19 protein-coding genes, 3 tRNA genes and 1 pseudogene are annotated in these 23,891 nt (G+C 40.5%); 13 read left to right on the forward strand and 10 right to left on the reverse strand.

The genetic code is table 11. From position 1 onward, the window contains the following. Positions 1-97 precede the first annotated feature (97 nt). Positions 98-337, forward strand: a pseudogene (locus tag ACSFVZ_RS15885) (transposase); the annotation flags it as partial. Between the two features lie 335 nt (positions 338-672). Here the strand turns inward: ACSFVZ_RS15885 and ACSFVZ_RS15890 are convergent. The 4 genes from ACSFVZ_RS15890 to ACSFVZ_RS15905 all read right to left on the reverse strand — a co-directional run bounded on the left by ACSFVZ_RS15890 (position 673) and on the right by ACSFVZ_RS15905 (position 6,113). Then, positions 673-1,107, reverse strand: coding sequence for an antitoxin Xre/MbcA/ParS toxin-binding domain-containing protein (locus ACSFVZ_RS15890; RefSeq protein ID WP_199525851.1), 435 nt, complete (start codon positions 1,105-1,107; stop codon positions 673-675). Between the two features lie 74 nt (positions 1,108-1,181). Next, positions 1,182-1,880 (reverse strand): gamma-mobile-trio protein GmtX, encoded by a 699-nt coding sequence (gmtX, locus tag ACSFVZ_RS15895; protein ID WP_199525853.1) that lies wholly within the window; start codon positions 1,878-1,880, stop codon positions 1,182-1,184. Continuing rightward, on the reverse strand, positions 1,870-4,635 hold the full coding sequence (locus ACSFVZ_RS15900) for a VPA1269 family protein (protein WP_199525855.1): 2,766 nt from the start codon (positions 4,633-4,635) through the stop codon (positions 1,870-1,872). Before ACSFVZ_RS15900 ends, gmtX begins: the two co-directional genes overlap by 11 nt. After that, entirely contained in the window at positions 4,632-6,113 is a 1,482-nt protein-coding gene (locus tag ACSFVZ_RS15905) for a site-specific integrase (protein ID WP_199525857.1), read from the reverse strand. The genes ACSFVZ_RS15900 and ACSFVZ_RS15905 overlap by 4 nt, the downstream gene beginning before the upstream one ends. A 112-nt stretch (positions 6,114-6,225) precedes the next feature. On the opposite strand from ACSFVZ_RS15905, the gene ACSFVZ_RS15910 reads away from it, so the two are divergent. The 11 genes from ACSFVZ_RS15910 to ACSFVZ_RS15960 all read left to right on the forward strand — a co-directional run bounded on the left by ACSFVZ_RS15910 (position 6,226) and on the right by ACSFVZ_RS15960 (position 16,579). Next, positions 6,226-6,336 (forward strand) — tRNA-Arg (locus ACSFVZ_RS15910). A 23-nt stretch (positions 6,337-6,359) separates the two neighbouring features. Continuing rightward, a tRNA-His gene (locus tag ACSFVZ_RS15915) sits at positions 6,360-6,435 on the forward strand. A 15-nt stretch (positions 6,436-6,450) separates the two neighbouring features. Next, positions 6,451-6,527 (forward strand) — tRNA-Pro (locus tag ACSFVZ_RS15920). A gap of 492 nt (positions 6,528-7,019) precedes the next feature. Continuing rightward, positions 7,020-8,324 (forward strand): trigger factor, encoded by a 1,305-nt coding sequence (gene tig, locus ACSFVZ_RS15925; protein ID WP_135923982.1) that lies wholly within the window; start codon positions 7,020-7,022, stop codon positions 8,322-8,324. A gap of 275 nt (positions 8,325-8,599) precedes the next feature. Then, complete coding sequence (gene clpP, locus ACSFVZ_RS15930) at positions 8,600-9,217, forward strand: ATP-dependent Clp endopeptidase proteolytic subunit ClpP (RefSeq protein ID WP_135923983.1); 618 nt, start codon at positions 8,600-8,602, stop codon at positions 9,215-9,217. A gap of 135 nt (positions 9,218-9,352) precedes the next feature. Beyond that, complete coding sequence (clpX, locus tag ACSFVZ_RS15935; protein WP_135923984.1) at positions 9,353-10,636, forward strand: ATP-dependent protease ATP-binding subunit ClpX; 1,284 nt, start codon at positions 9,353-9,355, stop codon at positions 10,634-10,636. Between the two features lie 143 nt (positions 10,637-10,779). After that, a complete protein-coding gene (gene lon, locus ACSFVZ_RS15940) occupies positions 10,780-13,140 on the forward strand; it encodes an endopeptidase La (protein ID WP_295507695.1) in 2,361 nt (786 codons plus the stop codon). Positions 13,141-13,335: 195 nt separating this feature from the next. After that, entirely contained in the window at positions 13,336-13,626 is a 291-nt protein-coding gene (locus ACSFVZ_RS15945) for an HU family DNA-binding protein (protein WP_175580427.1), read from the forward strand. 197 nt (positions 13,627-13,823) lie between these two features. Further along, the gene (gene ppiD / locus ACSFVZ_RS15950) at positions 13,824-15,725 is read left to right on the forward strand and encodes a peptidylprolyl isomerase (RefSeq protein ID WP_135923986.1); all 1,902 of its coding nucleotides are present in this window, start codon (positions 13,824-13,826) and stop codon (positions 15,723-15,725) included. Positions 15,726-15,821: 96 nt separating this feature from the next. Next, positions 15,822-16,220 (forward strand): GNAT family N-acetyltransferase, encoded by a 399-nt coding sequence (locus tag ACSFVZ_RS15955; protein WP_435559212.1) that lies wholly within the window; start codon positions 15,822-15,824, stop codon positions 16,218-16,220. Then, positions 16,217-16,579 (forward strand): cupin domain-containing protein, encoded by a 363-nt coding sequence (locus tag ACSFVZ_RS15960; protein WP_435559213.1) that lies wholly within the window; start codon positions 16,217-16,219, stop codon positions 16,577-16,579. The genes ACSFVZ_RS15955 and ACSFVZ_RS15960 overlap by 4 nt, the downstream gene beginning before the upstream one ends. Before the next feature lie 83 nt (positions 16,580-16,662). Here the strand turns inward: ACSFVZ_RS15960 and ACSFVZ_RS15965 are convergent, their stop codons facing one another. The 6 genes from ACSFVZ_RS15965 to pspF are packed head-to-tail and all read right to left on the reverse strand — an operon-like array spanning position 16,663 to position 23,032. Beyond that, on the reverse strand, positions 16,663-17,424 hold the full coding sequence (locus tag ACSFVZ_RS15965; RefSeq protein ID WP_135923989.1) for an ATP-binding cassette domain-containing protein: 762 nt from the start codon (positions 17,422-17,424) through the stop codon (positions 16,663-16,665). Continuing rightward, on the reverse strand, positions 17,424-18,416 hold the full coding sequence (locus ACSFVZ_RS15970) for a peptide ABC transporter ATP-binding protein (RefSeq protein ID WP_135923990.1): 993 nt from the start codon (positions 18,414-18,416) through the stop codon (positions 17,424-17,426). Before ACSFVZ_RS15970 ends, ACSFVZ_RS15965 begins: the two co-directional genes overlap by 1 nt. Before the next feature lie 2 nt (positions 18,417-18,418). Beyond that, entirely contained in the window at positions 18,419-19,312 is an 894-nt protein-coding gene (locus tag ACSFVZ_RS15975) for an ABC transporter permease subunit (RefSeq protein ID WP_135923991.1), read from the reverse strand. Next, positions 19,299-20,333 carry an ABC transporter permease gene (locus tag ACSFVZ_RS15980; RefSeq protein WP_435559214.1) on the reverse strand — a complete coding sequence of 345 codons (1,035 nt, stop codon included), beginning with the start codon at positions 20,331-20,333 and terminating at the stop codon, positions 19,299-19,301. The genes ACSFVZ_RS15975 and ACSFVZ_RS15980 overlap by 14 nt, the downstream gene beginning before the upstream one ends. Then, on the reverse strand, positions 20,333-21,940 hold the full coding sequence (locus ACSFVZ_RS15985) for an ABC transporter substrate-binding protein (RefSeq protein ID WP_135923993.1): 1,608 nt from the start codon (positions 21,938-21,940) through the stop codon (positions 20,333-20,335). Before ACSFVZ_RS15985 ends, ACSFVZ_RS15980 begins: the two co-directional genes overlap by 1 nt. Positions 21,941-21,955: 15 nt before the next feature. Then, positions 21,956-23,032, reverse strand: coding sequence for a phage shock protein operon transcriptional activator (gene pspF / locus ACSFVZ_RS15990; protein ID WP_135923994.1), 1,077 nt, complete (start codon positions 23,030-23,032; stop codon positions 21,956-21,958). A 188-nt stretch (positions 23,033-23,220) separates the two neighbouring features. Between pspF and pspA the strand changes: the two genes are divergently transcribed. Next, positions 23,221-23,883 carry a phage shock protein PspA gene (pspA, locus tag ACSFVZ_RS15995; protein ID WP_135923995.1) on the forward strand — a complete coding sequence of 221 codons (663 nt, stop codon included), beginning with the start codon at positions 23,221-23,223 and terminating at the stop codon, positions 23,881-23,883. Positions 23,884-23,891: the final 8 nt, after the last annotated feature.

A 23,891-nucleotide genomic window follows, 5' to 3' on the forward strand; every position in this document is an offset into this window, starting at 1 on the left:
GCTGGTTTAGCGCCAAATGAATCAGAGGTTAGATACCAAGATTCTAAAACTGTGGCCAAAATTAGTTGACCACTACAGTGTGCATGAGATTCTGACAGAAGAAATGCTTCAAAAGCTAAAGAATGAACCTGAATTGATGCTTCATCGCAAGCAAACTGTTGAGCACCCCTTTGGCACAATTAAACTCTGGATGGGAGCTACCCACTTACTAACACGAGGTTTAAAAAGCGTGGGGACAGAAATAAGTCTTCATGTCCTAGCTTACAACTTCAGAAGAATGATAACAATTATGGGAGTTAACGGCCTAAGTAAAGCAATTAGAGTAGCGTTGCCATAGCAGTTTCGCTCGCGCGGAGAAAATTGCGATACTGAGAAAAAATCGATCGCAACCATCTTAAATGGTTTCAAACTAAGAACATACCCAAGACAATTTATTAAAAATTAGTTTTCACACAGTCTGGGCACAGAGCCGACCTTCGGCTCTAACTCGTTTTTGTCCAGAGACGCTTTACAGTGATAGTCCGCATCTGGAACAAACCGGCTATTCACAGTCAGGCTTGATTCAACGCTAAAGTTCAAATATGGCAGATCAATTTAAGGTTTATTCAATTTTAACTTACTCAGATTAACACTACTAAAGTAAATAATAAATCTTTAGCGCATTTATTATTCTTAGGCCGTGTAGCCATATTTTAGTCCATAAATCACACCTCTTATTAGCTCTCGCCCTCTTATTTTATCTATCATTCTAAGTGGAGGTTGGCCTTCAAAGTTGAGATGAGGTGTATTTAGCCAGTGATTCCAATTATCGATATTCCCGAAGTAGTTTAAACCAAATTCACTCAATTTAGTGATTTCTATAGCATTCTCACTAGCTTTTTTGTTTAATAGCTTAGTGGACTTGCGGAGCAAGCTAGATTTTTTCACACCTATAATTTTTGCTACTAAATCTAGCTCCCATTTTAATAATTTAGAGATAGCTTGTAAAACCTCTGTATTAACACCATTTTCTACATAGTTGATTTCTTCAAGTGGACTCGAATATTTGGACAGCTTACCGTTGGTAACAACATAGAGAAAGTCGAGCTGGAAAGTTGATTTTGACATTACAATTCTAATTTTAATGTGGCGATAATAAAGCTTAGCCGAAAAACACAGCTAATTACGAATATTAAGTTCAATTATTGTATAAGCTTTTCCAGTATTTCTTTAAGACCCTCACCAGATAATGTCTCGTCTCTTTTAATCACAGATTTGCTAACTAAAGCTCCGTCTTCATCAAAAGCTAGAGGCGTCAGTTTAGCGCTAAGGAAATCCTTAATAACTTCTCTTTCATAGTCTGAGAGCTCTTTGTTGTTGCCTTGGTAGGTCAACAGATCGTCATTGTTTGCTTCATAAGCTATCTGTGACTGACTAACGGAGGGGAGTGCTTTCACATCTTTTAATATCGTAACTTGGTTTCTCAAGCTTCTTAATTCACCGTACATTAGGCTGAATTTATGACGAAGTGCAATATCAGGGATTTTGGCTAGATCTTCTTCATCAACAAGGCTAAGTGCTGTCTCAGTATCTACATTTTTTACTCTGCTTTTCTTCTCAGAATGCACAAGCTCAGAATGTTTCATCCACTCTTCAATTAACTCTTTGTAAGGGTTTCCGCCCTCTCTATCGTTATAAATAGTTCTTTTAGAAAGCTTAACCCCTTCCTCTGCAATGTATCTAACAACATTTGCTACAGAGACTACAGTGTTTTCTGAAATCTTCTCACAAGCATTGTGTATTCTTGCAAGCTTTGTTCTGACAGATGCGGTTTTGGCTTTTTCCTGCAACGTAGAGAAAACACTATCCACTCGTTTCTTACTAATACTATTATTCGTCATCTTTAATGCTGCCTAGTAAATTATTCGATTCTTTAAGTGGTGAGATTAACTTCTCTTGATGTATGCCAAGCTCTTGAATGCTAACGGCTCCTGCGTGAAGGTTTTTCAATTCTGTATCCGAAAGCTTGGTTAATAAGTGTTCAGAAGCGGCATCTAGAGCCAACTTTTTTTCTTCAGCAGACATTGGAGCAAGACTCAACGGCACGAGTCCTGAGTTGGCGTAAATCTGATCAACGAAATGATTTCGCTCTAATTCAACCCTTGAGTCTTCAAATTGCGGATAAAGTCTTGATGCAACAACCAAAAGGTGTTGAGAAGCAAATTTACTTGTTTCTACACAAGCAGAGTCATGCTCTTCTTTAGGTGTTACAGCTACAGAACCGAGGTTATCTTGGTGATTATGGCTTTCTATCCCAAGCATATTTTTGGTTCCATTATATATTTTATAAGCAGCATGAGCGCTATAAATTGTGTCATTTAATGTTTCTGATTTTTCTTCAATAATAAAATCTAGACTTTTAATTTCATCTACCAAAGTAACTGGAATCAAGTGTTGTTGTTGCTTTTTAATGAATTCATACCTCTCTTTAGAAAGAGCCTTTCTGCGCACCCTCAAGTCATCCAAATTAACTGATAGATGATTTATTGCTTCAAACAGTCTATTTGTATGAAGCCAAAGCTCTATAGTCCACTCCTTTCCAGTGACGAAGTGACGACACATAACACAGTTTTCTTTACCGCCCCGTACAGGCCCGTATTTTGCTTTTGTGGTTTTGGTGGCTTTTTTAATTTCTTCTCCACCATCGTGACACCTTGTGCCAGCGTATGGGCAAACACCATAGGAATTAGCAGATAAAAATGCTGCATCTACATTTGACAGTAATTGTGCAATAGCAGCATCATTATTGGCATGTAAATATCGCTTAGCATCTTCAAAAGCTGCATCTTTTAGCCATTCTCTCAAGCCTTGTTTAGCTTGAGTCTCTATTTTTTTTCTTGCTCCATTTAATACTTCAGTCACTTTTCTATCAGAGTAAACAATGTAATGAAGCGTCATTAGAATTGATGCGTGACCAGCGATAATTTTACTTAATACTTCAATAGGTACTCCATTTTCCGCCATAGCGGTCAAGCCAGCCACTCTTAAGCCATGTGGTGAGTAAATTGCACGCTCAGGTTGTCCTGTTTGCTCATTAATCTTTGTTATTATCTGGATCTCTTCGCCTTGCTCTTGTAGTCTTTTTTCAGCTTCTTGCATGATATCTAAAAAATATCTATGCAATACATTTGATGACATAGGGGATTGTGGTTCTAATGCCGATGGATTTCTAAAAAGATAAAACCTATCTGGAATTTGCTGCAAAATTGCTTCAGATGGCCTCCCATCGTTATGCAAGAAAGATTTATCAATATCTCTATAGGACAGAGCTGTTTTAACTGGATTGTATTTAGTTTGAAAGTCTCTTAATTTTTGAAAGTACGAAACAAGTGTTTGGTTATACCAAGGTATTGTGTATCCAGAGTGCTCCCCATGCCCAACATTTATATCTGCTGTTTTATTGGTGTTTATATAGAAACCTGCGCCTTTAGAGTCATTCAGTTCTCTTAATACCCCCCTGTTGACCACTGAAACGCCTTTGCGTTGCCAATATCCTGAGTGCTCTGAAGAACAAGGCTCCCATTTTCCATTTCGAAACTCGACCACATCTCCTTCCCCTGAATCGAGCATTTGCACTTGAATCTTTCGAACTGGGATTTCTAGCATAGTCAAATATACATACGAAGCAACAGGATTGAATTCACGAGTAATCTCACCATCTTGATTTGTGTAATCAAAATAATGATTACTTAACGACTTCGGGAAAGCAAAATCATCCTCAGAAATAATGTCACGCATCATAAACAGCAGGCTCGATGGTATTAGTAGCTTGTCTGTATGTGGCTTATTTGGTTTACTTTTCTGATGCTCCTTTCCGTATACTTGTGCCTCAGTTACAATAGGATATCCAAAGAGTGTGCTCTCATCTTCTTCTGTTTCTGTCATATAGTTATCGATAACATATTCAGAAAACCTAAAAAAATGCAGTAAATCAGAAGTATAGGACTTGTTAAAATATTTATATTCACTAATGAAATTCTTATGCCTTTGTTTTGAAAGGTATGAAAGTGGATGGGGGATGACTTTGTACTTTTGATCTAAGAACTTCAGAAGCCGAACCATTGCACCTCTAGCTTTTTTGGTATTCTTTGTTTGAAGTTGTTCTATGAATTCATTTGCTAGTTCAACCCATTTAATCATATCTCCTTCAGTGTTAGTCTTGATGAGTGCTTCAAAACTAGATTCTGTATTGGATTTTCTGTTTATTTTAGCGTATCTACTAAAACCCTTAACTGCATGAACGTGATCTAGTATGACAGCGGCTTTTCTAAATCCAGTTTGAAGTCTTTCGCTTATGTTTGGACTGTACTGAAAGTACGGTTCTTTGATTAAATCAAGCGCTTCTTTAAATTCAGTTATAGTGACTTCCTTCAGCGAAGAAGCAAATGTATATTTTTCCAAGGAATTAAGTGCCGCCATAAGCCCAGACTCTACAGACCTTATTGAGCCCTTGTGTTTAGCATTACCGTAAATATTTAGTTCATTGAAGAATTTATCAGCTTCATCAAATAGACGACTTACACCTTCTTGTAAATTAACGCTAGTTGAAAGCACATCTAAAAATGCTTTGGCTCTTTGCTCTTTTCCTGATTTCATTCTAAGACCCTTGTATCAGATAGCTGTAATTGCACATCATCCATAACAGACTGAATTCGCTCTTGTGTTGGTGCATCATAGGCGTTCTGTGATTCGATACTCCCATGCTTGACCGTCTTCTGCACTATAAGGGGATCGACATTTGCGTCCTTTAGTTTCCCAATGTAGAAATGCCTCATAGCATGAGGGTTTGTATTTCCTTTCTTGCCCTTGACTATCTGAATCCCTAGATCTTTCTCGACTCGGTTAAGCGCTGAGCTGAACGAATCATCCAGAGACTTTGAACTATATGGTTCACCGACATAACTTTTGCCTGAATTTCTATCAACACCAGATGAGACGAACAGAAAAGGGTGATCGGGCTTACCGCTATCAGTCAATGCTTTAACTCTTTTTGGCCTAACATTGTTTATATAGTAGTGATACATCGACAAAAAAAGCTGTTCTGCACCCTTGTGCATAAAGTAAACATAAGCCTGATTATCCTTATCCAGCGCTAAGTTTTTCCACCCAGCTCTCTGAGACTTACTCTTATCTTCATTTCGAGGTAATCTGCCAATTCTCTTTAAATACTCTTTTCTTGTCATATTTTCACCTACAATGTGTGTAGATGAATCTGATGGATGCCTTTGAACAACTTTTAATCCATGCCCCTGAACGTAAACAATGTCAGTAACCCATAGATGCAAAGGCTCGTCTTTTCTTAAACCAGCGAAAAGCCAGAGCAGGCAACACATTTTCCCCACTATATCTTCTTGTTCTTCTAGAGTAGGGGCTTTATCGTTTTTCATAAAACCTCTTTTAAATAGAGGATCGATTAACTCTTCAGGGAATCTTTTCGGAGCAGTCTGACTCTTAGACGTTGAGTTCTGAAGATTATAGCCAGAAGATTCGCTACTTCTATGAAGTTTTCTTGCTAGGTGCTGTACATTAATAACATGGCTTAAAAAAGAGTAACCTTTTATTCTTCTAGCAATATGCAAAAATGAAATTGCGGTTTGTTCGGAATGTGGTATTGAATAAGACTCTCTATTTAATAGGTTCTGAGGCACTAAATCATTTTGTTCGGAGTAATGAATGACATCATGCAATGCTGTGCATAATCTTTTAACGACATCTATTCCAGTCGAAGGCCAATATAGTCCGAGATTGTCACGACCTGTTTCATCTATCGTTCCATTTAGTAGTGAAATTAAAAACCCTCTTACCAACCTCTTGTGAAAAAGAGGGTGACTAGGTGATGTAGATTCCTTTGGCAACGATGTGCAATAGTCAAAGAATAACCCCATCGCTCTCGCTCTGTATCTCATCCATTGCTCAGACATCCCTATATTATCGAGGAAGTAGTCAACCAAGATTTCTACTCTTTTGGTTTCACCACCGGAAAGATACAAAACAGGAATGATAGTGGTAGACCCTCCATCAAGAGCCAGCCTTTGTTTAACGATAATATGATTTTTAGGGTGAGGATAATTCATACAAATAGTTTATTTCTTGAACTGCTAGTGATGGTAACATTATAGTAGGGGGTGATACAATGCTCAAAAAAATCAAAAAAAGGGTTGCATTAAAATTCAGGCGTCCTATAATGCACTCATTGTTTACGACAATGGTAACACTTGGTAAGTTTAATTAGCCTTACATACGAGCAACGCCCTTCTAAGGCGTTGGTCGAAGGTTCGAATCCTTCCGGGTGCGCCATTTGAAAATATGTAAATGCCGTGGTGATTGTAGCTCAGTTGGTAGAGCCCCGGATTGTGATTCCGGTTGTCGTGGGTTCGAGCCCCATCAGTCACCCCAATTTACTTAAGATATCGGCGATTAGCGCAGTTTGGTAGCGCACTTGGTTTGGGTCCAAGGGGTCGCAGGTTCAAATCCTGCATCGCCGACCACTTTTAAAGATTTATGGTCAAAGAACGATTGGTTTGGGTATGTCCAATTCAGTCGCAGGTTCAAATCCTGCATCGCCGACCACTTTTAAAGATTTATTGTCAAATAACGATTGGTTTGGGTATATCCAATTCAGTCTCAGGTTCAAATACTGCATTGCCGACCACTTCTTAATATCTAAATACTTCCTTTAAATCAGCCTAATTTAACTTTGTTATTTTACTGCGTTCGTTTTTTCAGCACTTAAACGCTGAATGCTGCTATATACGCCAAATAATTGCCCCCTAGACTCGACTATCATAAATATTAGGTTATAATGCCGCGTCTATTGTTTAATATAGTGCCCATAGAGGCAAAGCAGCAATGGTATCTCATGGTTACAATGCGCCGTTTTAAGTTGAATTTTTCAGCATTAAAACTTGCTATCACTCATAGAGATCACCTTGTTTGTAAGGAAGGCGAACAGTCGCCAAAATTGAAGATTGAGGTAAATCATGCAAGTTTCTGTTGAGACGACTCAAGGCCTTGAGCGCCGTCTGACCATCACCGTTCCTGCAGAGAACGTTGAGACTGAAGTTAAAAAACGCTTACAACAACTGTCTAAAACCCAGCGTATCGATGGTTTCCGCCCAGGTAAAGTACCTGCGTCTATCATCAACAAGCGTTACGGTGCAGCAGTGCGTCAAGAAGTTGCTGGCGAATTAATGCAACGCAACTACATCGAAGCAATCGTTTCAGAAAAAATTAACCCAGCGGGTGCTCCAACTTTCGCACCTAAAGCATTAGAAGCTGGTAAAGATTTAGAATTCGATGCAACGTTTGAAGTTTACCCAGAAGTTGAAATCCAAGGTTTAGATAAAATTGCTGTTGAAAAACCAGCAGTATCTGTAACTGACGAAGACCTAGCTAACATGCTAGAAACTTTACGTAAGCAACACGCTTCTTGGGCTGAAGTTGATGCAGCTGCAGGCGAGAACGATCGCGTAACTATCGACTTCGTTGGTTCTATCGACGGTGAAGAGTTCGAAGGCGGTAAAGCTGAAGACTTCCCACTAGAACTTGGTCAAGGTCGTATGATCCCAGGTTTTGAAGACAACATCGTTGGTAAAAAAGCGGGCGAAGAAGTTGTTGCTGAAGTAACTTTCCCTGAAGAGTACCATGCTGAAAACCTTAAAGGTAAAGCTGCTTCTTTCGCAATCACTGTTAAGAAAGTTGAAACTCAAGAGCTTCCTGAGCTTAACGATGAGTTCGCAACTAAATTCGGTGTAGCTGAAGGCGGTGTTGACGCCCTTAAAGAAGAAGTTAAAAAGAACATGACACGTGAGCTTGACCAAGCGGTTAAAGCTAACGTTAAAGACCAAGCTATCAAAGGTCTTTTAGCTAACAACGAAATCGAAGTGCCTAAAGCGCTAGTTGATCAAGAAATTGATGCACTACGTCAGCAAGCTGCACAACGTTTTGGTGGCGATGCTAAAAACATGCCTGAGCTTCCAGCTGAATTATTCCACGAGCAAGCTGTAACTCGCGTTAAGACTGGCCTATTACTAGGTGAAGTTATCAAGGCGAACGAGCTTAAAGTTGACGACGCTAAAGTTGAAGAGTTAATCGCAACTGTAGCTTCTGCATACGAAGATCCAACTGAAGTTGTAGAATACTACAAGTCAAATGATCAACTTATGCAACAAATGCGTAACGTAGCGATGGAAGAGCAAGCAGTTGAAGCTATCCTAGCTAAAGCAAACGTGACTGAAGTTGAAAAAGCATTCGACGACATCATGAATCCACAGCAAGGTGCTTAATAAGTCATTGACTTAAGCTCTCGCTAGCGATTAAATGGCTCGTGTTACTCTGTATATTTACAGCGTACCCGGGCCATTTTAGTTTGTGGTAGCAAGTTTCACAAAAACCGACAATACTAGATGTTATTTCAGAACATTTTTCAGTAAAGATTGAAATAGTGCCGAACCGTTCACATATAGTTAAAAAGATTGAACAGTTACTTTAATTAACATTAGTATTAATGTGCTTTCCTTATAGTAAGGATGAGTCGCAGCGGATAAGGAATTAAATAAGAATGAATAGCGGTATGATAGACCCTCTAAACGCATTAGTCCCTATGGTTGTTGAGCAAACAGCAAAAGGGGAGCGCTCATATGATATTTACTCACGTCTTTTAAAAGAGCGCATTATTTTCTTAACAGGCCAAGTTGAAGATAACATGGCAAACCTGATTCTTGCACAAATGCTGTTTTTAGAATCAGAAAACCCAGAAAAAGATATTTATCTATATATCAATTCGCCAGGTGGCTCTGTAACTGCTGGTATGGCAATCTACGATACAATGAATTTCATTAAACCTGATGTAAGCACTATTTGTGTGGGTCAAGCAGCTAGTATGGGTGCTTTTTTGTTATCAGGTGGCGCTAAAGGTAAGCGTTTTTGTTTACCTAACTCACGCGTGATGATCCACCAACCATTGGGTGGTTTCCAAGGTCAAGCATCTGACTTCGAAATTCATGCGCGCGAGATCTTATCGATTAAAGATAAGTTAAACCGTTTGATGGCAGAGCACACAGGTCAACCATTAGAGGTCGTATCACGCGATACTGACCGTGATAACTTTATGACCGCAAGCGAAGCGGTTGAATACGGCCTAGTTGACTCTGTATTCTCTAGCCGCGAAACGAAGTAATCTGAATAGCTAATAATAACGTATTGTTAGCTATCACCCTTTACTATGCGAAAACTGATATTCTTTGATATAGTTAAACATAGTGAATTAGCAGTAGCCCAGTGCTGCTGCCAACGTAATAAATGAGGTAGCTGAATGTCTGACACTCCTACAGACGGCGACAAAAGTAATAAATTGTTATACTGCTCTTTTTGTGGCAAAAGCCAGCATGAAGTTCGTAAACTTATTGCCGGCCCTTCAGTATACATTTGTGATGAATGTGTTGAGCTGTGTAATGATATCATCAGGGAAGAAATCAAAGACATTGCGCCAAAGCATAATGCGTCTGATAAATTGCCTGTTCCAAAAGAAATTCGTAATCACTTAGATGATTATGTTATTGGCCAAGATCATGCAAAAAAAGTGCTGTCGGTAGCGGTATACAATCACTACAAACGCCTTCGCAATCAAAGTATTAATGCAGAAATTGAGCTAGGTAAGAGTAACATCCTATTAATTGGTCCTACTGGTAGTGGTAAAACATTACTTGCTGAAACCATGGCTCGTTTGCTCGATGTACCTTTCACTATGGCTGATGCGACTACGCTAACAGAAGCAGGTTATGTTGGTGAAGATGTTGAAAACATCATTCAAAAGCTACTGCAAAAATGTGACTACGACGTTGAGAAAGCGCAGCGTGGTATTGTTTACATTGATGAAATTGACAAGATTTCTCGTAAGTCTGATAACCCATCGATCACTCGTGACGTATCGGGCGAAGGTGTGCAACAAGCGTTGCTTAAACTGATTGAAGGTACGGTTGCGTCTGTACCACCACAAGGTGGACGTAAGCATCCGCAGCAAGAATTCTTGCAAGTTGATACATCGAAGATTCTATTTATTTGTGGCGGTGCATTTGCTGGCCTTGATAAAGTGATCGAACAGCGTAGCCACAAAAATACAGGTATTGGTTTTGGCGCTCAAGTTAAGCAATCGGCAAGTAGCCGTAGTTTAAGCGAAACGTTTAAAGATGTAGAGCCAGAAGATCTTGTTAAATACGGATTAATACCGGAATTTATTGGTCGTCTTCCTGTTGTCGCTACACTGACAGAACTAGATGAAGCGGCACTTATTCAAATTCTTAGCGAACCAAAGAATGCTCTAACTAAGCAATTCTCTGCATTATTTGCAATGGAAGATGTTGAGCTTGAGTTCCGTGAAGATGCGCTCAGTGCGATTGCTCACAAAGCAATGGAGCGTAAAACAGGTGCACGTGGCTTGCGTTCAATTGTTGAGGGTGTGTTACTTGATACTATGTATGAGTTGCCTTCAATGGATGATGTAAGCAAAGTGGTTATTGATGAAACCGTTATTAAAGGTGAATCAGACCCAATCTTAATTTACCAAAGTGGTAATCAAGACAAAGCTGCATCAGAATAAAGCTTTAATAGATTAATATTTAATCAGTTAAGTATAAAAAAGGAGCCAAAGGCTCCTTTTTTTACAAATATGTTGAACTTTCCCTTACATATCCCCATATACTTGAGTAATCTTTAAAATAAATGAAGTGCGAAGAGAATATAATGACGCTTGAGAGAACCGATCGAGTCGAAATCCCCGTGTTGGCACTGCGCGATGTTGTGGTATACCCGCACATGGTGATCCCGCTATTTGTTGGTCGTGAAAAATCAATAAAATGCCTAGAAGCGGCGATGGACAAGGACAAACAAATTTTCCTAGTGGCGCAAAAAGACGCCTCTGTTGATGATCCGCAGCAAGACGATATCTACCGTGTTGGCACCATTGCCACAGTACTTCAGTTATTAAAACTACCTGATGGCACCGTTAAAGTGTTGGTTGAAGGCACTCAACGCGCGAAAGTAGAAACATTTCTAGACAATGATGATTTCTTTGTAGCTGAAGCGCAGTTTATTGAGTCAAACCATATTGATGAACAAGAGCAGGATGTCTTCATACGCAGCGCAATTAGCCAATTTGAAGGCTATGTAAAGCTTAATAAGAAGATTCCACCAGAAGTACTCACTTCTGTATCAGGTATTGATGAAGCCGCACGTCTTGCAGATACTATGGCAGCTCATATGCCACTGAAAGTGCCTGAAAAGCAAAAAGTACTTGAGATAGCTGATGTCACTGAGCGTCTTGAATACCTAATGGCGCTGATGGAAGGTGAAATTGACTTACTGCAAGTTGAGAAGAAAATCCGTACTCGCGTTAAAAAGCAGATGGAAAAATCGCAGCGAGAGTATTACCTCAACGAGCAAATGAAAGCGATTCAAAAAGAGCTTGGCGAACTTGATGATGTACCCGATGAATTCGAAGCAATTAAAAAGCGCATCGAAGAGTCAGGTATGCCTAAGGAAGCGCAAGAAAAAGCGAACGCAGAGTTATCTAAATTAAAAATGATGTCGCCTATGTCGGCTGAAGCAACCGTAGTGCGCTCGTACATTGATACGCTTATCAATGTGCCTTGGAAAAAACGCTCTAAGGTGAAAAAAGACTTAGCTGGCGCACAAAAGATTTTAGACAGCGATCATCATGGTCTAGATAAAGTAAAAGAACGCATTATTGAGTATCTTGCGGTACAACAACGTACTAATAAACTCAAAGGTCCAATTTTATGTTTAGTCGGCCCTCCTGGTGTGGGTAAAACCTCATTAGGTCAGTCAATTGCACGTTCTACTGGTCGTAAATATGTTCGTATGGCCCTTGGTGGCGTTCGTGATGAAGCTGAAATTCGTGGTCATCGTCGTACTTACATTGGTTCTATGCCTGGTAAGTTAATCCAGAATATGACCAAAGTCGGCGTGAAAAACCCATTATTCTTATTAGATGAAATCGATAAGATGTCTTCTGATATGCGTGGTGACCCAGCATCAGCATTACTTGAGGTGCTTGATCCTGAGCAAAATAGTCATTTTGCTGATCATTACCTAGAAGTTGATTACGATTTATCAGACGTAATGTTCGTTGCAACATCAAATAGCTTCAACATTCCTGGCCCATTACTAGACCGTATGGAGGTTATTCGTCTATCGGGTTACACCGAAGACGAGAAGCTGAATATTGCTAAGCAGCATTTAATTCCAAAGCAAGTGAAGCGTAATGGCCTAAAAGAGGGTGAAGTTGAAATAGCTGATAGTGCAATTATTGGCATTATTCGCTACTACACTCGCGAAGCCGGTGTGCGTAACCTAGAGCGCGAAGTATCTAAACTTTGCCGTAAAGCTGTTAAGAATATTTTGCTAGATAAAGGCACTAAAAAAGTGACTATCGATGAAGATAATCTAGAAGAGTTTTTAGGTGTACAACGCTTTGACTATGGTAAAGCTGAAGATGGTGACCGCATTGGTCAAGTAACCGGATTAGCGTGGACTGAAGTAGGTGGTGATTTACTGACTATCGAATCAGCTGCTGTTCCAGGTAAAGGTAAACTTACTTTCACCGGTTCACTTGGTGATGTAATGCAAGAGTCGATTCAAGCGGCCATGACGGTTGTTCGTAATCGTGCTGAAAAATTACGTATTAATAGCGACTTCCATGAAAAACGTGATATCCATGTTCACGTACCAGAAGGAGCAACACCAAAAGATGGCCCAAGTGCGGGTATTGCAATGGTAACTGGTTTAGTCTCGAGCTTAACAGGTAACCCGGTACGTTCTGATGTTGCTATGACAGGTGAAATCACTTTACGTGGTGAAGTGTTACCGATTGGTGGCTTAAAAGAAAAGTTACTAGCGGCTCATCGTGGTGGTATTAAAACCGTTATTATTCCAAAAATTAACGAACGTGACTTAAAAGAGATCCCAAACAATGTATTAGAGGGCCTTGAAATTCACCCAGTTACATGGATTGATGACGTTTTAAAACTGGCTTTAAAGCACCCAGTTGAGAGTTTTTCTGTCGAAACTGAAAAAAACCAGTAAAAAACCGCAAAAAAGTGCATTTAGGGGCTTTTCAAATACTAAGGGTATGATAAGTTAAGCACTAGTTTTCAAGCCTAGGCCTTATGTGGCCTAGGGTTGAGAAAAATATAATAAACTGAGCATAAATTTAATTTGCTTATAAATTTTCAAAACAGTGATGTTATTTTTTAAAAATAATCGCTCTTGATAATAACAATGAAAGAGGATGATATTGTGAATAAATCTCAATTAATCGATCAAATCGCAGCTGACGCTGACATTTCTAAAGCGGCTGCAGGTCGTGCACTAGATTCATTCATCGAGGCTGTTTCAGGCGCTCTTAAAGATGGCGACTCAGTGGCGCTTGTTGGCTTTGGTACTTTCTCAGTACGTGAGCGTGCAGCACGTTCAGGTCGTAACCCGCAAACTGGTGAGACTATCCAGATTGCTGCGGCAAATATCCCTTCTTTCAAAGCAGGTAAAGCGCTGAAAGACGCAGTAAACTAATCAATAAGATTAGTTGGTGAGGATACCTAAGGACACTTAAATAGAATTTAGGTAACTTATCACCAGTTACTTCAAGTGAAAAAGCGTATCTGGTAAGATACGCTTTTTTTACATGAGCAGGGTTGATATCAATCAGCAATCATCCTTGATTATGCTAATTGGTATATTTTGTACCTGATCAGAATAGAGATAGATAAATGCTTGAGAAAATCAGAGAAGGTTCGCAGGGACCTGCAGCCAAAATTATTTTAGGCGCGGTGATTTTATCTTTTGCTTTAGCTGGGATTGGTGGTTATTTAGGACAAACCACAGAGCAACCCGTTGCAGAAGTAAATGGAGTTAAAATTAGCCAAACCGAGTTCAGCCGTGCATACCAAAACGAACGTAACCGTTTAGAGCAACAGTTTGGTGAATACTTTGCACAAATCGCAGCTGATCCAAATTACATGGCACAAATTCGCCAAGGCGTGATTGACCGCTTAGTACAACAAGAATTGCAAACTCAACTAGCGGCTGAGTTAGGCCTTCGTGTAAGTGATGAGAGTGTTCGTAAAGCTATTTTAGAAATGCCTTACTTCCAAGTTGGCGGCCAATTTAGCAACGATCGTTACTTACAAGTTATTCGTCAGATGAACTTCCAGCCAGACGCTTTCCGAGAGTACTTACGTAAAGACATGACTCGCAGCCAACTTGTTGGTGCAGTTGCTGGTACTGACTTTATTCTTGAAAACGAATTAAATAATACTGTAGCGCTTCAACAGCAAACTCGTAGTATTGACTATTTAGTTGTGTCAAAAGAATCATTACAAGCGGGTATTGAAGTAACAGAGCAAGAAATTGCAGATTACTATGAATTAAATCAACCGCAATTTTTAGCGCCTGAACAAGTATCTGTCAGCTATATTGATTTAAATGCTGCAAACTTAACGTTGGATTCAAGTGTTTCAGAAGAAGATATCAAAGCATACTACGATCAAAACAGCGCACAATATATTGAGCCTGAAAAGCGTCGTGTATCACACATCTTAATTGATAACAGTGAAGACGATGATGCAGCAAAAGCGAAAGCTGAAGAGCTATTAGCACAACTGCAAAACGGTGCTGATTTTGCTGAGCTAGCTGAATCATCTTCTGATGACGTTGTGAGTGCTGAAATGGGCGGTGATCTTGATTGGATCGAACGTGACATGATGGACCCAGCTTTTGAAGATGCAACGTATGCACTTGAGAACAAAGGTGACATTTCTGACGTTGTTGAATCAGAATTCGGCTATCACATCATCAAGCTCACTGATATTCAAAATCAGCAAGTTAAACCGTATGCTGACGTAAAAGATGAGCTTCGTGCTGAACTTGAACGTACTAAGAAAGTGAATGCGTTTTATGAAAAGCAAACTCAAATGGGAGAAATTGCTTTTGAAATTTCTGATACATTAACAGACGCTGCAGACGCAGCCGGTGTTGAAGTACAGAAAACAGAACTTGTGACACGTAACTCATTACCAGAGCCTTTAAATAACCCGCAAGTTGTTACTGCAATTTTCTCTCCTGAAGTGTTAGAAGATCGTATGAACTCAGAGGTTATTGAAGTGGGTGATGAGCACGCTGTTGTTGTTCGTGTAAACGACCATAAACCAGCAACGACTAAGCCACTTGAAGACGTATCAGAGCAAATTAAAGCAACACTGGTTGCACAGAAAGCCTCTGAACTTGCTAAAGAAAAAGCACGTACTTTATTTGCAGATATCGAAGCAGGTAAGAGCTTAAATGATGTTGCTACTGCCGAAGGTATTGAAGTGCGTCAAGAGTCTGCACTTGCTCGTCAAGCGTATACTGTGTCTCCGGCAATTGTACAGCAAGTATTTAAAATGCCGCATCCTCAGGATACGCCAGTGGTAGATGTTGTTGATCTGAATAATGGTGACTCTGCTATCGTTGCTTTAAAAGCAGTGAATGAAGCACAAAGCACCGATATTAACGAACAACAAAAACAAAACATCACTATGGCTCAAGTGAATAAAAACTACATGGTATTCATTGCTGCACTTAAAGCGCAAGCAGATGTAAAAGTACCAAAAGTTGTACAAGCTGCTGAATAAGTAGCAAAACAATTTAAATAAAAGGCGCCTTATGGCGCCTTTTTTGTTAACTTTTCAGGTAATTCTAACTCGTGAATAGGTATCAAAGGAGCATTTATGGAGTATCGCTTAATAGAGCAGTTACCAAGTGCGGAAGAATACTGTGCAATGCGCCTTAAGGCCGGCTTATCAGCTCGTTCATTAGCTGCGGCGAAAGCAGGGCTGCCAAACTCTCTTTATGCTATTTGTGCTCGCAAAGACGATAAGTTGATTGGCATGGGCCGTGTTATTGGTGATGGTGGTTGTAATTTTGAGGTAGTTGATATTGCTGTATCACCTGAATATCAAGGTAAAGGGCTAGGGCGTCAAATTATGGAACATGTAGACCGCTACATCGAATCTGCCGCTTTTGAAGGCAGCTATGTCACTATGGTCGCTGACAAACCAGGTTTTTACGAAAAGCTTGGCTACAAGTTTGTCGCACCACAAAGCCAAGGGATGTATAAAAAGTTTTGAGCACTATAGATAAACAAACAGCAGAGCACTACAAGTGGGGTAACAATTGCGACGGTTGGCATTTGGTAAAATCTAATGCGCTGAGTGTTATTCAAGAGCATGTCCCAGCAGGTGAGGCTGAAGTAAAACACTACCATGAGCATGCAGAACAATTTTTCTTCGTACTTAGTGGTTGTGCCACCATTGAACTTGATGGCCAATTACACAAACTCACTGCGCAACAAGGTTTGCATGTAAGTGCTGGCCGAGCTCATCAGCTAAGTAATCAAGGTACTGAACCACTGCATTTTATTGTTACATCTACACCACCAAGCCATGGTGACAGAATTGATGTGAAAAGCAGCAAGGAAAAAGAGTAAAGTTAATAGAGATATCAACATACTCGCGAAGGGGGGCGTTTAACGCCGAATTAAATTTAAAGTTTACGGCTGACACTTCAATGTCAGCAGTTCAACAATTTCTGTGTTACTTTAGATTGTGGGTCTTGGAAAATTGCTTCGGTTTGGCCGTATTCAACAATCTCGCCGTGATCAAGTACTACGAGCTGGTCGCTGATGTGGCGCACCAGACTTAGATGATGGGTAATAAGCACATAGCTAAGTCCAGTATCTTTTTGGAGACGTAGTAATAAGTTTACCGTTTGTGCGCGCACAGAAGGGTCTAGAGACGATAACGCTTCATCAAGCACTACAACCTTGGGATCTAAAATTAAAGCCCGTGCAAGTGCTATACGTTGCAATTGGCCACTACTAAACATGTGTGGGTAATAATGTTGATGATCTAACAGCAAGCCCACTTTTGCGAGAGTTTGTTTAATTTTTTCTTCTCGCTCATCTTTGTTTAAATCAGTGTTGTACTGTAAACAATCGTTCAGCATGTCGCCAATAGTTAAACCCGGATTTAATGACGCCTCAGAATCTTGGAAAATCAAGCGAATGTGGCGGCAGTCGTTATCACGTATACCATCATTTTCTATAATATTACCATCGAGCAATATCTGTCCTTTATCGGCACTGTCAGCGCCCGCTAATAACTTTGCAAGAGTACTTTTGCCTGAGCCGGTTTCACCGATAATAGCAATGGTCTCACCTTGGCTTAAGCAAAACGAAATATCTTTTAAAACAGAAAAGCGTTTTCGAGCAAACAAACCTGCTCGCAAGTTAAAACTTTTCGATAACGCTTGAACTTTTAGCAGCGGTTGCATTATTTCATCGCCTTAATTAACGGAAAATGACAGGCATAACTGTGACTATGGTGTTTAGTTAATTTTGGTGTAACCACACATTCTTTTTGCGCTTGCGGACAGCGCGGCCCTAGTCGGCAGCCTATTGGTAAATGCTGCAATGTAGGTATTGTGCCTTTAAGCGCATAAAAAGGTTCTTTGTGAGCAAGGCCTTGTTCGTAGTCAGGTAAGCTTTTTAATAGCGCTTGTGTATAGGGGTGATGTGGCTGGCTAAAAATACGGTTCGTAGGGCCTGCTTCAACCATTTGTCCGCAGTACAAAACATGCATACCGTGAGACCACTCAATAATCTCTTCAAGCTCGTGAGAGATCATCAAAATCGACATATTCTTTAGCTGATTCAAGCTCTTTAATAGTCTAAATACTTGCGCACGTGTGGTGCTCTCAAGGGCGGTAGTTGGCTCATCGGCAATCAATAGTTTTGGGGTACGCGCAATGGCCATGGCAATCATCACTTTTTGACAAATACCTTCAGAGAGCTCATGAGGGTAGCTGTCGAGTACCTTTTTATGATCTTTAATACCTACCTTGTGGATTAACGCTTTTACTCTGTCTTTACGCTGTTTATTACGTTTTAAGAAAAAGCCACTGGTCGCTTGTGTAGGTAAAGTTTCGGCAATTTGGTCAAATATCTTGGCAGTTGGGTCAAGGCAGCGGCTTGGATCTTGGTAAATCATTGCAATGTCTTGACCAACTAGTTTACGGCGCTGTTCGTTTGATAAACGCATTAAGTCAACACCACGCCAGTGCATGCGATCAGCCGTAATATGCCAACGTTTATTTAACACGCCGACGATAGCTTTAGCGATGAGACTTTTACCTGAACCTGATTCACCAACTAATGCGTGTACTTCACCTTCTTTTAAGGTCAAACTGACCCTATCAACCGCACGAATAACGGTATCTGAGGTGCGTAACTCTATCGTTAGATTGCGAATGTCGAGTAATTGCATAGTTAGTCGGCCTTACGTTCTTTAAGCACTTGGCGTAACCCATCACCCACTAAATTGGTAGACAGTACCGCTAAAAATAATAATACGCCCGGTAAGCCTACAGTCCAAGGGGCAAGGTAAATTAAACCAAGGTTTTCTGCCAAAATTGCTCCCCACTCAGTAGTGGGTGGCTGTGCCCCCAGTTTTAAAAAGCCAAGTGCCGAGATATCCAAGATGGCTGTAGAGAGCGCCATGGTAAAAATAACCACAATGTGTTCGTAAATGTTCGGAAAGATCCCACGAGCAAGAATATGCCAGTTTGAAGCGCCATCAAGTTTAAACGCTGTAATGTAGTCTTTGTTGAGTTCTTCAACAATCAAATTACGTACCGAATGAATAAACTGTGGCAATAAGGCTAAAATAATCGCCCAAACGGTATTCATCAGGCCAGGGCCTAAAATTGCAATAATAATGATGGCCAGCAACAGCGATGGAATTGATAAGGTAATATCGAGTAAGTGGTTCAAAAAGCTTGAGCGAATACCACGGCTGATACCTGCAAAGGTGCCCACTAACACGCCAATCACAGTAGTAATTAAGGCCGCAACAACCGACAAACCAAAAGTGTAGGTTGCGCCATTCATTAGTCGTGATAACACATCCCGGCCTAAATCATCGGTACCTAATAAAAAGCGCACATCGCCTGCGTCATGCCATGAGGGAGGCAGCAATAGGGCGTCGCTATGTTGTTGATTCACACCATATGGCGCAAGTAGTGGTGCTGAAATCGCCAGTAGTGCAAAAGCAATAAACAACCATAAGCCAACAAGGGCTGGGTGGTTATTTTTGAATTTCCGCCAAAATCGCGCTAGTGGCGATTTATTCGACTCTTCAGAGAATAAATTAAACTTTGCCATGAGCTTGATTCCGCGAGAGTGGGTCGAAAAGGGTATAGGTTAACTCGGCAACGATAGTTGCTAAAATTACAAACATAGACACAGCCAACAACCCACCTTGAATTGCGGGGTAATCACTTTGATAAATGCTGTCTATTAACCAACGACCAATGCCCGGCCATGAGAAAATAACTTCGGTGATCATTGCAAGGGTGATCAAAGTACTAAACTGTAAACCAATTTGTTTGATAACCGGTAAAAGAGCATTACGAAGCGCATGGTGGAGGATTAATTGTGCACGGTTTAAGCCTTTTGCACGGGCTGTTTTAATGTAGCTTTGATCTAAAACTTTAAGCATCGAGTCACGGGTAAAGCGCACCAGTACGGTGGTTGGGTACATTGCAAGGACAATTGTTGGCAGTGTTAGATGATGTAGCGCATCTAAAAATGCCATGCCGTGATAGGGAAAATCAGTCGCAATAATATCAATAAGAATAAAGCCAGTAACCGGCTCTATTTCGTAAAGTAAGCCCATGCGACCAGACATAGGAAACCAGCCTAGTTGCAGTGAAAAAACCATGATTAATAGCAGCGCGAGCCAAAACACTGGCATCGAATAGCCAATAAGCGTGCCAGAGTTAATCAGTTTATCAGGCCAACGCTTGTAGTAGGCTGATGCTATAATACCGCTTGGCACACCAACGGCCACAGATACAAATAACGCATAAAGGCTTAATTCAAGTGTGGCAGGGAATAGGTCTTTTATGTGTTGGAAAACACTCTCGCCAGATGCAAAAGAGACACCCCAATCGCCCTGAATAATTCGCTCTAAGAATGCAAAATACTGCACCACATAGTTTTCAGTAAAATGAAACCTTTCTTCAAGCGCATTAGTTTGTGAAAAGGTACTGTTTGTAATACCACTTAAGTTAGTAAGGGCATCACCGGGAAATAAAAAACTTAATGAAAACGTAAAGACGCTCAGAGTCAGCATCATAAACATTAATAGCGCTAGGCGGCGAAGAATATAATCGAGTATCATTATTCTTTCCTCGCATTAGCCAGTGATATACCGCCAAACGGGCTTAAATTGATACCTTTAACATCGCTACTTGCAGCTTGAAAGCGCATACCATGGGCTATCGGTAAAATAGGAAGTTCTTGCACGATAATACGCTGTGCCTGATTATAAAATTGCTTACGCTTTTCTAAATCAGTGGTATCAAGCGCTTGGGTCAGTAATAAATCGAATTCAGGGTTACACCAGTTAGCTGGGTTTTTACCGCTAAAGGTAGCAGTACAACTTAATAAAGGACTCATAAAGTTATCAGGGTCAGGAGTGTCGGCAGCCCAGCCCAGTAAAACGCTGTCGTGGCGGTGTTCGCCAACCCGTTGTAAAAAAGTATTCCACTCGTACTCGACGATATTAACGTTCACACCAATTTTGCGTAAATCGCTTTGCATTAGCTCTGCCATTTTACGTGCGTTGGGATTATAAATACGGCTTACCGGCATGGCCCAAATATTCATATCAAAGCCATTTTTATAGCCTGCTTCGGCAAGTAATGTTTTGGCAAGTGCAGGGTTAAATTCAGGCATGGCTTTTTGCGCTTCAAATGCCCAAGAGGCCGGAGGCAGTAATGACTGCGCCTTAATGCCGTTGCCGTAATAAACCGCTTGCATTATTTTGTCGATATCGATGGCACTGGCCAGTGCTTGACGAACGCGTACGTCATCAAAAGGTGGTCGCTCAGTGTTAAAGGCCCAATAACCAATATTTAAGTTTTGCTCTTTTTGCACAGTGATGTCGTCTCGCTGCGATAAAATACTCAACTGTGCACTGCTAGGGTGCGCAGTTACATCGCATTCTTTAGTGAGCATTTTCGCAACCCGTGTTGTGCCGTTTGGTGTTATGTCATACACCAATTGCTCAAGTACTACTGGGTGTTTCCAATAATCGGGATGACGATAATAGCGAATTAGACGATCGCGACGATACTCTTTGTACACATAAGGCCCGGTACCCACTGGGTATTGGTCAAATAAGTTTTCTTGGTTTCGTGCTTTAAGCTGCATGGCGTATTCTTCAGATAACACCACGGCAAAATCGGTTGCAAGGTTTGCTAAAAAGCTGCTTTCAGCATTATAGAGCTCAAACCGTACTTGATAATCAGAAACACGGACTATGCGACGAATTAGCTGATCAATACCCACACTTTGAAAATAAGGGTAACTGGCATCGCCAACAAAGTGATAAGGGTTGTATACGTCAAATAGGCGACTGAAGGTAAAAATAACGTCGTCAGCATTAAACTCCCGAGTAGGAGTGAAGTATTTTGTAGTATGAAACTTTACCCCTTTACGAAGTGTAAAGGTAATGGCTTTACCATCAGGACTAATTTTCCAATCACTTGCCAACTCAGGTTGAAACTCAGCGGTGACAGGATCAATACTCAGCAAGCGGTCATACAACTGATTAGCGATAATATCGATAGTCGAACCTGTCGTTGTAACTTGTGGATTAAACGACACAGGGTTTGCTTCAGCGCAATAGACTAAGCCCTGGTTTTTTTGTTCTGTGGTTTTTTCTTCGCTGTCTAGGCAGCCGACTAAGCACACCAAAGACAAAGCAAGTAACGGTTTAAACACCTGATTAGCCTCTAACTATTGCTGCTGATCTAATAAATTGTATTTTTTCAAATAGCCACGTAATTGATGATACGTTAATTCTAAGTGTTCTGCAGTTTTCTTTTGATTAAATTGGCTATGTTCGAGTGCTTTTTTGATCACATCTATCTCAAAGTCATTTGATAGCTGTTTTAAATTACAAGGAAATTGAATTTCAGGTTTATTCAGTGTCACCGTTTCTTGATTTTGAACTGTAGCAATAGGGGCGGCATGTTCGACACTAGCAACTGGAGCACTTGCAACCGCAGCTTTAACCCGTTGTTTAGGTCTAAATTTACTCGCGAATGGGTCTAAAATAATCTGGTGAACGGGAATATGTTCATTACCATGGCGATATAAGCTACGTTCAACCACATTCTTTAACTCACGGATATTACCGGGCCACTCATAAGATTGCAGTGTTTCGATGGCGCTACGAGTAAAGCCACTGAATAGCTCCCATTCAAGGTCGCGAGCCATATTAATTGCAAATTGTTCTGCTAGTAGCATGATATCTTCTTGGCGTTCACGAAGTGGAGGCAAGGTAATAACATCAAACGCAAGACGGTCAAGTAAGTCGCTTCTAAATTCGCCTTGTTCAGCAAGCGTAGGTAAGTCTTCATTGGTGGCACACACTAAACGAGTATCTACTTTAACCGTTTGCTTACCACCAACGCGCTCAAATTCGCCATATTCAATAACGCGTAGAAGTTTTTCTTGCACCATTGCAGAGGTATTGGCTAATTCATCAAGGAATAGCGTACCGCCGTTAGCACGCTCAAAGCGGCCTTCGTGACGTTTGCTAGCACCGGTAAATGCGCCGCTTTCATGACCAAATAATTCGCTTTCGAGCAGGTTTTCGTTAAGCGCTGCACAGTTAAGCTTTATATAGTTTTGATCCCAACGCTTAGATAAAAAGTGCAAACGGGCAGCAATAAGTTCTTTACCCGTACCGCGCTCACCAATAATAAGGACAGGCTTTTCTAAACTTGCTAGTTGTGAAACTTGATCAAGCACACTTAAAAAACTGTCAGATTGGCCGAGTAAGTTATCCTGTTGGCGAAATTGGCTCATATTCCCTAACTCTTAGTCATTTTTACTAAGATCTAGTGTATTTCATTATCTTTGAGAACTAAAGAAATTTATAAATTTAGTTTAACTATTTGAATTTATTTGGTTATTCTAGGTTTATAAAAGTTGGCAAGCATATTGATACTAGATATACCAACTGATTAAGTTAAAACACCAAAGAGGTAAATGTTATGGGAATTTTTTCACGTTTTGCAGACATCGTTAATTCTAATATCAATGCCATCTTAGATAAAGCAGAAGACCCAGAAAAAATGGTTCGCCTGATCATCCAAGAGATGGAAGATACATTAGTAGAAGTTCGCTCTACATCAGCAAAAACACTTGCTGAGAAAAAAGAGCTAGTACGTCGCGTTGACACGTTAAAAGTTCAAGTTGCAGATTGGCAAGAAAAAGCTGAATTAGCACTCAGTAAAGACCGTGATGATTTAGCACGTGCAGCACTGATTGAAAAGCAAAAGTCAGCAGATGCAGTCGCAGCAGTTGAAACTGAGCTTGAACATGTAGAGTCTCACATCGAGAAACTACAGCAAGAAGTAAGCACGTTACAAGAGAAGCTAGCTGATGCAAAAGCGCGTCAAAAAGCAATCATCTTACGCCAACGCTCTGCTGAGTCTCGTCTTGAAGTTAAAAAAGCACTCGACAGCTCAAAAGTCGAAGACGCTTTAAACCGCTTCGAACGTTACGAAAACAAGATCGATGGTCTAGAATCACAAATAGAGTCTTATGATCTTGGTAAAAAATCATTAGCTGACGAAATTGCTGGTCTTCAGCAAGACGAAAAGATTGATGATGAGCTAGCTGAGCTTAAGAAAAAACTAGCAGATAAAAAATAATAAATGGG

The organism is Pseudoalteromonas nanhaiensis (assembly GCF_051235485.1).
Taxonomy (GTDB): domain Bacteria; phylum Pseudomonadota; class Gammaproteobacteria; order Enterobacterales; family Alteromonadaceae; genus Pseudoalteromonas; species Pseudoalteromonas lipolytica_C.

What these genes read in the sequence shown, in the direction of transcription:
- ACSFVZ_RS15890 (WP_199525851.1), bottom strand. Translation starts at nt 1,107, where the DNA reads ATGTCAAAATCAACTTTCCAGCTCGACTTTCTCTATGTTGTTACCAAC.
- gmtX (WP_199525853.1), bottom strand. Translation starts at nt 1,880, where the DNA reads ATGACGAATAATAGTATTAGTAAGAAACGAGTGGATAGTGTTTTCTCT.
- ACSFVZ_RS15900 (WP_199525855.1), bottom strand. Translation starts at nt 4,635, where the DNA reads ATGAAATCAGGAAAAGAGCAAAGAGCCAAAGCATTTTTAGATGTGCTT.
- ACSFVZ_RS15905 (WP_199525857.1), bottom strand. Translation starts at nt 6,113, where the DNA reads ATGAATTATCCTCACCCTAAAAATCATATTATCGTTAAACAAAGGCTG.
- tig (WP_135923982.1), top strand. Translation starts at nt 7,020, where the DNA reads ATGCAAGTTTCTGTTGAGACGACTCAAGGCCTTGAGCGCCGTCTGACC.
- clpP (WP_135923983.1), top strand. Translation starts at nt 8,600, where the DNA reads ATGAATAGCGGTATGATAGACCCTCTAAACGCATTAGTCCCTATGGTT.
- clpX (WP_135923984.1), top strand. Translation starts at nt 9,353, where the DNA reads ATGTCTGACACTCCTACAGACGGCGACAAAAGTAATAAATTGTTATAC.
- lon (WP_295507695.1), top strand. Translation starts at nt 10,780, where the DNA reads ATGACGCTTGAGAGAACCGATCGAGTCGAAATCCCCGTGTTGGCACTG.
- ACSFVZ_RS15945 (WP_175580427.1), top strand. Translation starts at nt 13,336, where the DNA reads ATGAAAGAGGATGATATTGTGAATAAATCTCAATTAATCGATCAAATC.
- ppiD (WP_135923986.1), top strand. Translation starts at nt 13,824, where the DNA reads ATGCTTGAGAAAATCAGAGAAGGTTCGCAGGGACCTGCAGCCAAAATT.
- ACSFVZ_RS15955 (WP_435559212.1), top strand. Translation starts at nt 15,822, where the DNA reads ATGGAGTATCGCTTAATAGAGCAGTTACCAAGTGCGGAAGAATACTGT.
- ACSFVZ_RS15965 (WP_135923989.1), bottom strand. Translation starts at nt 17,424, where the DNA reads ATGCAACCGCTGCTAAAAGTTCAAGCGTTATCGAAAAGTTTTAACTTG.
- ACSFVZ_RS15970 (WP_135923990.1), bottom strand. Translation starts at nt 18,416, where the DNA reads ATGCAATTACTCGACATTCGCAATCTAACGATAGAGTTACGCACCTCA.
- ACSFVZ_RS15975 (WP_135923991.1), bottom strand. Translation starts at nt 19,312, where the DNA reads ATGGCAAAGTTTAATTTATTCTCTGAAGAGTCGAATAAATCGCCACTA.
- ACSFVZ_RS15980 (WP_435559214.1), bottom strand. Translation starts at nt 20,333, where the DNA reads ATGATACTCGATTATATTCTTCGCCGCCTAGCGCTATTAATGTTTATG.
- pspF (WP_135923994.1), bottom strand. Translation starts at nt 23,032, where the DNA reads ATGAGCCAATTTCGCCAACAGGATAACTTACTCGGCCAATCTGACAGT.
- pspA (WP_135923995.1), top strand. Translation starts at nt 23,221, where the DNA reads ATGGGAATTTTTTCACGTTTTGCAGACATCGTTAATTCTAATATCAAT.